The organism is Streptomyces sp. NPDC016845 (assembly GCF_044332585.1).
Taxonomy (GTDB): Bacteria; Actinomycetota; Actinomycetes; order Streptomycetales; family Streptomycetaceae; genus Streptomyces.
Window position 1 is genome coordinate 86,143 of record NZ_JBIRPI010000017.1, and the last position, 9,097, is coordinate 95,239.

8 protein-coding genes are annotated in these 9,097 nt (G+C 70.8%); 3 read left to right on the forward strand and 5 right to left on the reverse strand.

Features of this window, described 5'->3' with window-relative positions; all coding sequences use genetic code 11:
- Positions 1 to 2: 2 nt before the first annotated feature.
- From ACH4RC_RS30360 to ACH4RC_RS30380, 5 genes are all read right to left on the reverse strand, one after another.
- Complete coding sequence (locus tag ACH4RC_RS30360; protein ID WP_398206713.1) at positions 3 to 1,004, reverse strand: 2-oxoacid:ferredoxin oxidoreductase subunit beta; 1,002 nt, start codon at positions 1,002 to 1,004, stop codon at positions 3 to 5.
- 112 nt (positions 1,005 to 1,116) lie between these two features.
- Positions 1,117 to 3,069 (reverse strand): 2-oxoacid:acceptor oxidoreductase subunit alpha, encoded by a 1,953-nt coding sequence (locus ACH4RC_RS30365; RefSeq protein WP_398206588.1) that lies wholly within the window; start codon positions 3,067 to 3,069, stop codon positions 1,117 to 1,119.
- A gap of 287 nt (positions 3,070 to 3,356) precedes the next feature.
- Positions 3,357 to 4,016, reverse strand: a complete 660-nt coding sequence (locus ACH4RC_RS30370; protein ID WP_398206715.1) for a LuxR C-terminal-related transcriptional regulator — start codon at positions 4,014 to 4,016, stop codon at positions 3,357 to 3,359.
- 212 nt (positions 4,017 to 4,228) lie between these two features.
- Positions 4,229 to 5,590 carry a sensor histidine kinase gene (locus ACH4RC_RS30375; protein WP_398206589.1) on the reverse strand — a complete coding sequence of 454 codons (1,362 nt, stop codon included), beginning with the start codon at positions 5,588 to 5,590 and terminating at the stop codon, positions 4,229 to 4,231.
- A gap of 175 nt (positions 5,591 to 5,765) precedes the next feature.
- Entirely contained in the window at positions 5,766 to 6,932 is a 1,167-nt protein-coding gene (locus ACH4RC_RS30380) for a sensor histidine kinase (RefSeq protein WP_398206590.1), read from the reverse strand.
- Between the two features lie 208 nt (positions 6,933 to 7,140).
- Here ACH4RC_RS30380 and ACH4RC_RS30385 point away from each other — a divergent pair, with 208 nt between their 5' ends.
- From ACH4RC_RS30385 to ACH4RC_RS30395, 3 genes are all read left to right on the forward strand, one after another.
- Positions 7,141 to 7,578: an NADH-quinone oxidoreductase subunit A gene (locus ACH4RC_RS30385; protein ID WP_398206592.1), complete on the forward strand. Its 438-nt coding sequence runs from the start codon at positions 7,141 to 7,143 to the stop codon at positions 7,576 to 7,578.
- Positions 7,569 to 8,222 (forward strand): NADH-quinone oxidoreductase subunit B, encoded by a 654-nt coding sequence (locus ACH4RC_RS30390; RefSeq protein ID WP_398206594.1) that lies wholly within the window; start codon positions 7,569 to 7,571, stop codon positions 8,220 to 8,222. The genes ACH4RC_RS30385 and ACH4RC_RS30390 overlap by 10 nt, the downstream gene beginning before the upstream one ends.
- Positions 8,219 to 9,097: NADH-quinone oxidoreductase subunit C (locus tag ACH4RC_RS30395; protein ID WP_398206595.1), on the forward strand; the 879-nt coding region annotated here is incomplete at its 3' end. The genes ACH4RC_RS30390 and ACH4RC_RS30395, both read left to right, overlap by 4 nt.

Here is a 9,097-nt window from a genome sequence, read left to right on the forward strand (position 1 = left end):
CGTCAGCCCACCACGGTCCAGGTGTCACCCCCGGCGAGCAACGCGCCGAGGTCCCCCTTCCCGTGCTGCTCGATGGCGGTGTCGAGCTGATCGGCCATCTGCGTGTCGTACACGGGCCGTTCGACATCCCGCAGCACACCGATGGGCGTGTGGTGCAGCGTGTCGGGGTCGGCGAGCCGGGACAACGCGAAGGCGGTGGTCGGAGACGCGGCATGCGCGTCGTGGACCAGCACATCCCCCCGGTTCTCCTCGGTCACGGCGACAACCTTCAGATCGCCGCTCCGCGGATCCCGTACGACACCCTTCGACCGGTCCGCCCCGAAGGTGATCGGCTGTCCGTGTTCGAGCCGGATCACCGCCTCCTCAGCCTGCTGCTTGTCCTTGAGGACCTCGAAGGCGCCGTCGTTGAAGATGTTGCAGTTCTGGTAGATCTCGACCAGCGCGGTGCCGGGATGCTCGGCGGCCCGTCGCAGCACCTCGGTGAGGTGCTTGCGGTCGGAGTCCACGGTCCGGGCCACGAACGACGCCTCCGCGCCGATGGCCAGGGAGACCGGGTTGAAGGGTGCGTCGAGCGACCCCATCGGCGTGGACTTGGTGATCTTGCCGACCTCGGAGGTCGGGGAGTACTGCCCCTTGGTCAGCCCGTAGATCCGGTTGTTGAACAGCAGGATCTTCAGGTTGACGTTGCGGCGCAGCGCGTGGATGAGGTGGTTGCCACCGATGGAGAGGGCGTCGCCGTCCCCCGTCACGACCCACACGGACAGGTCGCGGCGGGAGGAGGCGAGGCCGCTGGCGATGGCGGGGGCACGGCCGTGGATGGAGTGCATCCCGTACGTGTTCATGTAGTACGGGAACCGGGAGGAGCAGCCGATGCCGGAGACGAAGACGATGTTCTCCTTGGCCAGACCGAGTTCGGGCATGAAGCCCTGCACGGCGGCGAGGATCGCGTAGTCACCGCAGCCGGGACACCAGCGCACTTCCTGATCGGACTTGAAGTCCTTCATGGACTGCCTGGCCTCGGCCTTGGGGACGAGCGACAGAAGCGTCTCCGTGCTCCCGGCGCCTGCCGTGGGCTCCGTGGACTCTGTGGGCTCCGTGGACTCCCTGGTCTGCGTGTCAGCCATCGATGGCCTCCTTGAGAGCCGTGGCGAGCTGCTCAGCCTTGAACGGCATTCCGTTGACCTGGTTGTAGCTGTGCGCGTCCACCAGGTACTTGGCCCGGATGAGGGTGGCGAGCTGCCCGAGGTTCATCTCGGGGATCACCACCTTGTCGTAACGTCGCAGGACCTCGCCCAGATTCCGCGGGAACGGGTTGAGGTGGCGCAGGTGTGCCTGCGCGATCCGCTCGCCCGCGCCCCGCAGCCGCCGCACCGCCGCGGTGATCGGCCCGTACGTCGAACCCCAGCCGAGGACGAGGGTGGTGGCCGCCCCGGACGGGTCGTCGACCTCGATGTCCGGCACCCGGACCCCGTCGACCTTGGCCTGCCGGGTGCGGACCATGAAGTCGTGGTTGGCCGGGTCGTAGGAGATGTTCCCGGTGCCGTCCTGCTTCTCGATGCCGCCGATCCGGTGTTCGAGACCCGGCGTGCCCGGCACCGCCCACGGCCGGGCGAGGGTCTCCGGGTCTCGCTTGTAGGGCCAGAACACCTCGGTGCCGTCGTCCTGCGTGTGGTTCGGGCCGGAGGCGAACTGGGTGCGCAGGTCCGGCAGTTGGTCCAGCTCCGGAATGCGCCACGGCTCCGAGCCGTTGGCCAGGTAGCCGTCGGAGAGCAGGAAGACCGGCGTGCGGTAGGTGACCGCGATCCGGGCCGCCTCCATCGCCGCGTCGAAACAGTCCGCCGGGGTGCGCGGGGCGACGACCGGCACCGGCGCCTCACCGTTGCGCCCGTACATCGCCTGCAACAGATCGGCCTGCTCGGTCTTGGTCGGCAGCCCCGTCGAGGGCCCGCCCCGCTGGATGTCCACCACCAGCAACGGCAGCTCCAACGACACCGCGAGCCCGATGGTCTCCGACTTCAGCGCGACCCCGGGACCGGATGTCGTCGTGACCGCCAGCGAACCACCGAAGGCGGCGCCGAGCGCCGCCCCGATCCCCGCGATCTCGTCCTCCGCCTGGAACGTCCGTACGCCGAAGTTCTTGTGCCGTGACAGTTCGTGCAGGATGTCGGAGGCCGGCGTGATCGGGTACGAGCCCAGGAACAGCGGCAGATCCGCCTGCTGGGAGGCCGCGATCAGCCCGTACGCCAGGGCCAGGTTCCCGGAGATGTTGCGGTAGGTGCCTGTCGGGAACGCGGAGGCGGCGGGCGCGATCTCGTAGGAGACCGCGAAGTCCTCGGTCGTCTCGCCGAAGTTCCAGCCCGCGTGGAACGCCGCCAGGTTCGCCTTCATGATCTCGGGCTTCTTGGCGAACTTCTGCTTCAGGAACCGCTCGGTGCCGTCGGTCGGCCGGTGGTACATCCATGAAAGAAGGCCGAGCGCGAACATGTTCTTGCTGCGCTCGGCCTCTTTGCGGGAGAGCTCGAACTCTTTGAGCGCCTCCACCGTCAGGGTGGTCAACGGCACCGGATGCACCGAGTACCCGTCGAGCGACCCGTCCTCCAGGGGTGAGGCCGCGTAACCGACCTTGGCCATCGCCCGTTTGGTGAACTCGTCGGTGTTGACGATGATCTCGGCACCGCGCGGCACGTCCGCGATGTTCGCCTTCAGCGCCGCCGGGTTCATCGCCACCAGCACGTCCGGCGCGTCGCCCGGCGTGAGGATGTCGTGATCGGCGAAGTGCAGCTGGAAGGACGACACGCCCGGCAGCGTCCCGGCGGGTGCCCGGATCTCGGCGGGGAAGTTCGGCAGCGTCGACAGATCGTTGCCGAACGTCGCCGTCTCCGACGTGAACCGGTCACCCGTCAGCTGCATGCCGTCACCGGAGTCACCCGCGAAACGGATGATCACCCGGTCCAGGCGCCTGACGCCCTTGCCCGATCCACCTTCACCCGCGGTTGTGCGCTGTTCCCCGACCACTGCGCTGTCGGTCCCGCCTGCCTTCTCGGCTGGACTACTGACCTGGCTGGTCACTGAACTGGACCTCCCTCGAGGCGGCTGTTCGGGCAGGGCCGTCCCACTGGCCTTCCCCAGGCCCACCCTACGTCTGTAAGGGGTGCCCACCTCGGAACGTTCGCACGATGGGCCTGGAATTCAGACGGCATCTCGTCCCGTTCCGCCATGATCTGCCCGCGCTCCCGAGGCGTCCTCGATCCCTGCTCGAGACGTTCAGGAGGACGCCGCGCACTCGGTCCCCGGTTCTGGGCGGGTCGCTGGCCGGTTCCCGCCCCCGCCACGCCGGCTGACGGGGTGCCGGCCGGTCAGTTCCGCAGATAGGTCAGAACGGCCAGAACACGCCGGTGGTCCCCGTCGCTCGGCGAGAGCCCCAGCTTCAGGAAGATGTTGCTCACGTGCTTCTCGACCGCGCCGTCGCTGACGACGAGCTGACGGGCGATCGCCGAGTTCGTCCGGCCCTCCGCCATCAGCCCGAGGACCTCGCGCTCGCGCGGCGTCAGATTGGCGAGGACGTCCTGCTTGCGGCTGCGCCCGAGCAGTTGTGCGACCACCTCCGGGTCGAGCGCCGTGCCGCCCTCCGCGACGCGGACCACCGCGTCCACGAACTCGCGCACCTCGGCCACCCGGTCCTTGAGCAGATAGCCGACGCCGCGGCTCGACCCGGCGAGCAGCTCGGTGGCGTACTGCTCCTCCACGTACTGCGACAGGACCAGGACACCGAGATCGGGGTAGCGCCCGCGCAGCTGCACCGCCGCGCGCACCCCTTCGTCCGTGTGCGTCGGCGGCATCCGGACGTCCGCGACGACCACGTCGGGGAGCTGGTCCTGCGCCCCGAGGTCGGTAATGGTTTTGACCAGTGCTTCCCCGTCGCCGACGCCGGCGACGACCTCGTGCCCGCGGTCGGTCAGCAACCGGGTCAGGCCCTCCCTGAGCAGCACTGAATCCTCGGCGATGACCACCCGCACCCTGTCCTCCACGTTTCTCGGCCCCCCAGCGCCCCTGTGCACCTGTCACAGAGGCCAGTTCTGACAGGGCCAGCATTCCAGCATCCTGGCCGGGGTGCTCCCACGCGGCGAAAAAGTGGACGACTCAAGGGCGCAAAGACTCAAGGGCTCAAAGGCTTGAGGGGACATGGGCACGGCGGCGCAGCAGCACATGGGCGCAGCGGCACGAAGGCTCAAGGGCGCGAGGACCGCCACGGCAGCTCCGCCGTGACCCGGGTCGGGCCGGTGGGCGGCGAGTCGACGAGGAGAATGCCGTCGACCGCGTCGAGCCGCTCGGTCAGACCCGCGAGGCCGGAACCGGCGGTGACGTCCGCGCCGCCCACCCCGTTGTCGCTGACCTGCAGCATGAGGCGGTCGCCCGAGCGCCACACGTCGACGGTGGCCCGCGTCGCCCGGCTGTGCTTGCTGATGTTCTGCAGCAGCTCGGAGACGGTGAAGTAGGCGATGCCCTCGATGGCGGGCGCCGGACGCTCGCGCAGGTCGACCTCGACCGCCACCGGGACCGTGCAGCGCGAGGCCACCGCGGACAGGGCCGCGTCCAGGCCGCGGTCGGTGAGGACCGCCGGGTGGATGCCGCGCGCCAGGTCACGCAGCTCCTGCAGCGCCGTCTTCACCTCGCCGTGCGCCTCGTCGACCATCCGCGCCGCCGTCTGCGGGTCCTCGCTCAGCTTCTCCTTCGCCAGGCCCAGATCCATGGCGAGGCTGACGAGACGGGCCTGCGCGCCGTCATGCAGATCGCGCTCGATGCGGCGCAGATCGGCCGCGGCCGTGTCGACCACGACGCCCCGGTCGGACTCCAGCTCCACCACGCGCGAGACGAGCCGCGACGGGCCGAGCAGCCCGACGACGAGGAGCCGGTCCACCGTCGTCAGCGCCCGCACGATCCAGGGCGTGGCCAGCGTGACGAGCAGGCCGACGGCCGCGGTCGTCGTGATCTCGAACGGGTTGTCCAGGTACACCGAGTGCGCCTCGTCCCCGTACAGCTGGAGGCCGCCCTGGCCGCCGTACATCGGGTAGATCCACTGCCACAGCGGATACGTGAGCAGGGTCCAGCCGGTCGTCCAGAAGGTGACCGCCACCGAGAAGGCGAACACCGCCCACGGGAAGTGCAGCACCGTGTAGACGAGGTGGCGCCAGGAGACGCCGCTCTTGAGGGTCGCGCCGATCCAGGCCAGGGGGCCGCCCTTGCGCGGGCGCACCGGCTCCGGCGAGCCGATCTCCAGGCCGAGCAGGGCGCGCGCCCGCGCCCGTTCCAGGGCGCCGATGCCGCGCGCCCCGGCCAGCGCCCCGGCGAGCACCGGCACACCGATGAAGGTGATGAGGAGCCCCGCGCCGAGCGACGTCATCGTCACCGACCAGACGAACGCCGTGATGGCGATCGGCAGGCTGAGCAGCAGGTATCCGAACTCGCGCCAGGCCCGGCCCTCGATCGGGGCCCGCAGCCCGGCCGGCAGCCGGCCGAGTCCGCGGCGCTCGGGGCGCGGCTCGTCGTCGTACGAGTACTCGCTCCGGTATCCGTACTGGTGCGTGGCCATGGGCGTCGTCCGTTCCTGGTCGTTTCCGGTGGGTCCGCTGCTTCTGCCGCTTCCACTGCTTCCGCCGCTTCCGCTTCGTTCTCAGAATCCCCGGCGGCGGGGGCGCCCGGCCATGCGGCGGGTCGGCGTCTTGGACCGGGGGTTTTCCCTACCCCGGCCTCCGCTACGCCCGCTACTACCGGTCGCGCCAGGGCAGTTCGGCGGTGACCGTCGTTCCGCCGCCCTCCGGCGAGTCCACGACGAACAGCCCGTCGACCGCGCCGAGCCGCTCCGCGAGCCCCGCCATGCCCGTGCCCTTGTCGACGCCGGCGCCGCCCTGGCCGTCGTCCCGCACCTGGATGAGCAGCCGGTCCTCCGCCCGCCACACCTCGACGGAGGCCGTCCTGGCACGGCTGTGCTTGCTGACGTTCTGCAGGAGTTCAGAGACGGTGAAGTAGGCGATGCCCTCGATCGCGGCGGCGGGCCGCGCCGGCAGATCGGCCGTCACCTTCACCGGGACCGTGCAGCGCGACGCCACCGAGGACAGGGCCGCGTCGAGACCGCGGTCGGTGAGAACGGCCGGGTGGATGCCGCGGGCCAGGTCGCGCAGCTCCTGGAGCGCGAGCTTGACCTCGCCGTGCGCCTCGTCGACCATGTCCGCCGCCGCGTCCGGGTCCTCCAGGAGCTTCTCCTTGGCGAGGCCGAGCCCCATGGCGAGGTTGACGAGGCGGGCCTGCGCGCCGTCGTGCAGATCGCGTTCGATACGCCGCAGATCGGCGGCGGCCGTGTCCACCACGACGCCCCGGTCCGACTCCAGCTCGGCGATCCGCCGCTCCAGCTCGTCGGAGGGGGAGAGCAGGCCGCGCACCATCGCCCGGTCCGCGTTGGTCAGGCCGCGCGCGATGAACGGAAGCACCGGCCACAGCACGAACAGACTGACGAGCGTCACCGTGAACGTGAGGATGCCCCAGGGCAGCCGCATCACCTCGTACAGCACGGCGCGCCAGCCCACCGAGTCCTTCAGCGCCGTCCACAGCCAGCCGAAGAAGCCCTCGCCCCGCCGCCGCGGCAACGGGCTCGGCTCCTCGACCCGCACCCCGAGCAGCTTCCGGGCCCGCGCCCGCTCCGCCCTGCCGAGCATGCGCGCCCCGGAGAGCCCCGCCGCGATCAGCGGAAGCCCGATCACCGTGACGGTCAGACCCGCGCCGACCGAGAGGAGCGTGACCGCGTACACGAAACCGAACACGGCCAGAGGAAAACTGGACAGGAGGAACGAGATCTCCTTCCAGGTGTGCTTGTCGTAGGCGAAGCGCGGCGGTGGCGGCACCGGCCGGTCGTCCGGGAAGTCGAGTGGGTCGGTCATAAGCGAAAGAGTGCCTTGCGCGCGGGCCGCTCCGCCATGAGGTGGACCGCCGGGGAAGGACTGGGGATAACCCCACCCCGGAGGGTGCTCGGCGCCCCTTCCGGCCGCCGCGCTCCGTACGGGCTGCTTACCCTCCCTTTAACAGGCCCTAGACTCCCGTCCGTACATCGTCGAACACGAACACACGAACACTTGAGGGGCGAGTGAGGTGCCGACAGACGTGGCGACGGACGTGACGACGGACGTGACGGACCGGGCGGCCGTGACCGTCGGCGCGGCCGACTACTTCCACGCGTACTCGGTGGTCGGACTGCTCGCCGTCGTCGGCGTGCTCTTCGTCGCGGTCGCCTTCGGCGCGGGACGGCTGCTGCGCCCGGTGGTGCCGACACCCGAGAAACTCCTGACGTACGAGTGCGGCGTCGACCCCGTCGGCGAGGGCTGGGCCCACACCCAGGTCCGCTACTACGTCTACGCCTTCCTCTACGTGATCTTCGCCGTCGACTCGATCTTCCTCTTCCCCTGGGCGACGGTCTTCGCCGCGCCCGGCTACGGCGCGACGACGCTCGTGGAGATGTTCATCTTCCTCGGCTTCCTCGCCGTGGGCCTGCTGTACGCATACAAGAAGGGCGTCCTCGCATGGACGTGAGCCGCGTGACCTCCGAACCCGCGCCCGATTCCGCTCCCGTTCTCCTGCCGGAGCCCAAGCGCCTCGGCGTGCTCTCCCGCCTGGCGCCCGAGCCGATGAAGGTGGTCCTCAACTGGGGCCGCCGCTACTCCCTCTGGGTCTTCAACTTCGGCCTCGCCTGCTGCGCCATCGAGTTCATCGCCGCGTCCATGGCGCGGCACGACTTCATCCGGCTCGGCGTCATCCCGTTCGCGCCCGGTCCCCGCCAGGCCGACCTGATGGTGGTCTCCGGCACGGTCACCGACAAGATGGCCCCCGCCGTGAAGCGCTTGTACGAGCAGATGCCCGAGCCGAAGTACGTCATCTCCTTCGGCGCCTGCTCCAACTGCGGCGGCCCGTACTGGGACTCGTACTCGGTGACCAAGGGCGTCGACCAGATCATCCCCGTCGACGTGTACGTGCCTGGCTGCCCGCCCCGCCCCGAGGCGCTGCTCCAGGGCATCCTCAAGCTTCAGGAGAAGATCGCCCGCGAGTCGCTCGGCGAACGGTACGGGTCCGCGTCCGCGGACGCTGCGGCGGGGCGGCCTTCGACGGCGGCGCTGAGCAGCGGGTTGGTGCAGCCGCCCGCCGCGCCGTCCTCGGAGCCTTCGGCGGGTGAGCGATGAGCTGGCTGCCGGATCCGGTCGAGGAGCTGTTCGGCGCCGAGGCGACGGTCGAGGAGGCGTACGACCTCCTCACGGTCGACGTCCCCGCCGCCTCCTGGACCACCGCCCTCGAAACCGCCCGTACGCGTCTGGGCTGCACCTACTTCGACTGGCTGAGCGCCGTCGACGAACCCGGGACCGGCTTCCGGGTCTGCGCGCACGTCGCGGCCGTCGCCCCCGGTTCCGTACGCCGCCTGCTGCTGCGCACGACCGTCCCGCACTCCGCGCCGGTGCTCGCCTCGGCGATCGACGTGTACGCGGGCGCGGCCTGGCACGAGCGCGAGACGCACGAAATGTTCGGCGTCACCTTCGAGGGCCACCCGCATCTGGTCCCGCTGCTCCTCCCCGACGGCTTCGAGGGCCACCCCCTGCGCAAGGACTTCGTGCTCGCGGCCCGGGTCGCGAAGGCGTGGCCGGGCGCGAAGGAGCCGGGCGAGTCCTCGGCGGGCACCGGCCACGCGGCCCCGAAGCGACGCCAGATGCTCCCGCCCGGCGTCCCCGACCCGAACGAGTGGGGCCCGCTGAAGGGCCAGCTCCCACCGGCCCCGGCGCGGCCCGCGCGGGGGGCGGCGAGGGGTGCCGGTGCGCCGGGTGCGGCTGGGCCGGGGGAGCGACCGGTGCGGCGGAATCGTTCGGCCGGCGGGGGTTCGGCGAGCCAGGCGCCGGGTGCGGCTGCGGCTTCCCCGGAGGAGGCGAGCGGGGCGGCTCCGGCGCGGCCTGCGCGGCGTTCGCGGAGTGTCTCTGAGGGTTCGGCGAGCCAGGCGCCGGGTGCGGGTGCGGTTTCTCCGGAGGAGGCGAGCGGGGCGGCTCCGGCGCGGCCTGCGCGGCGTTCGCGG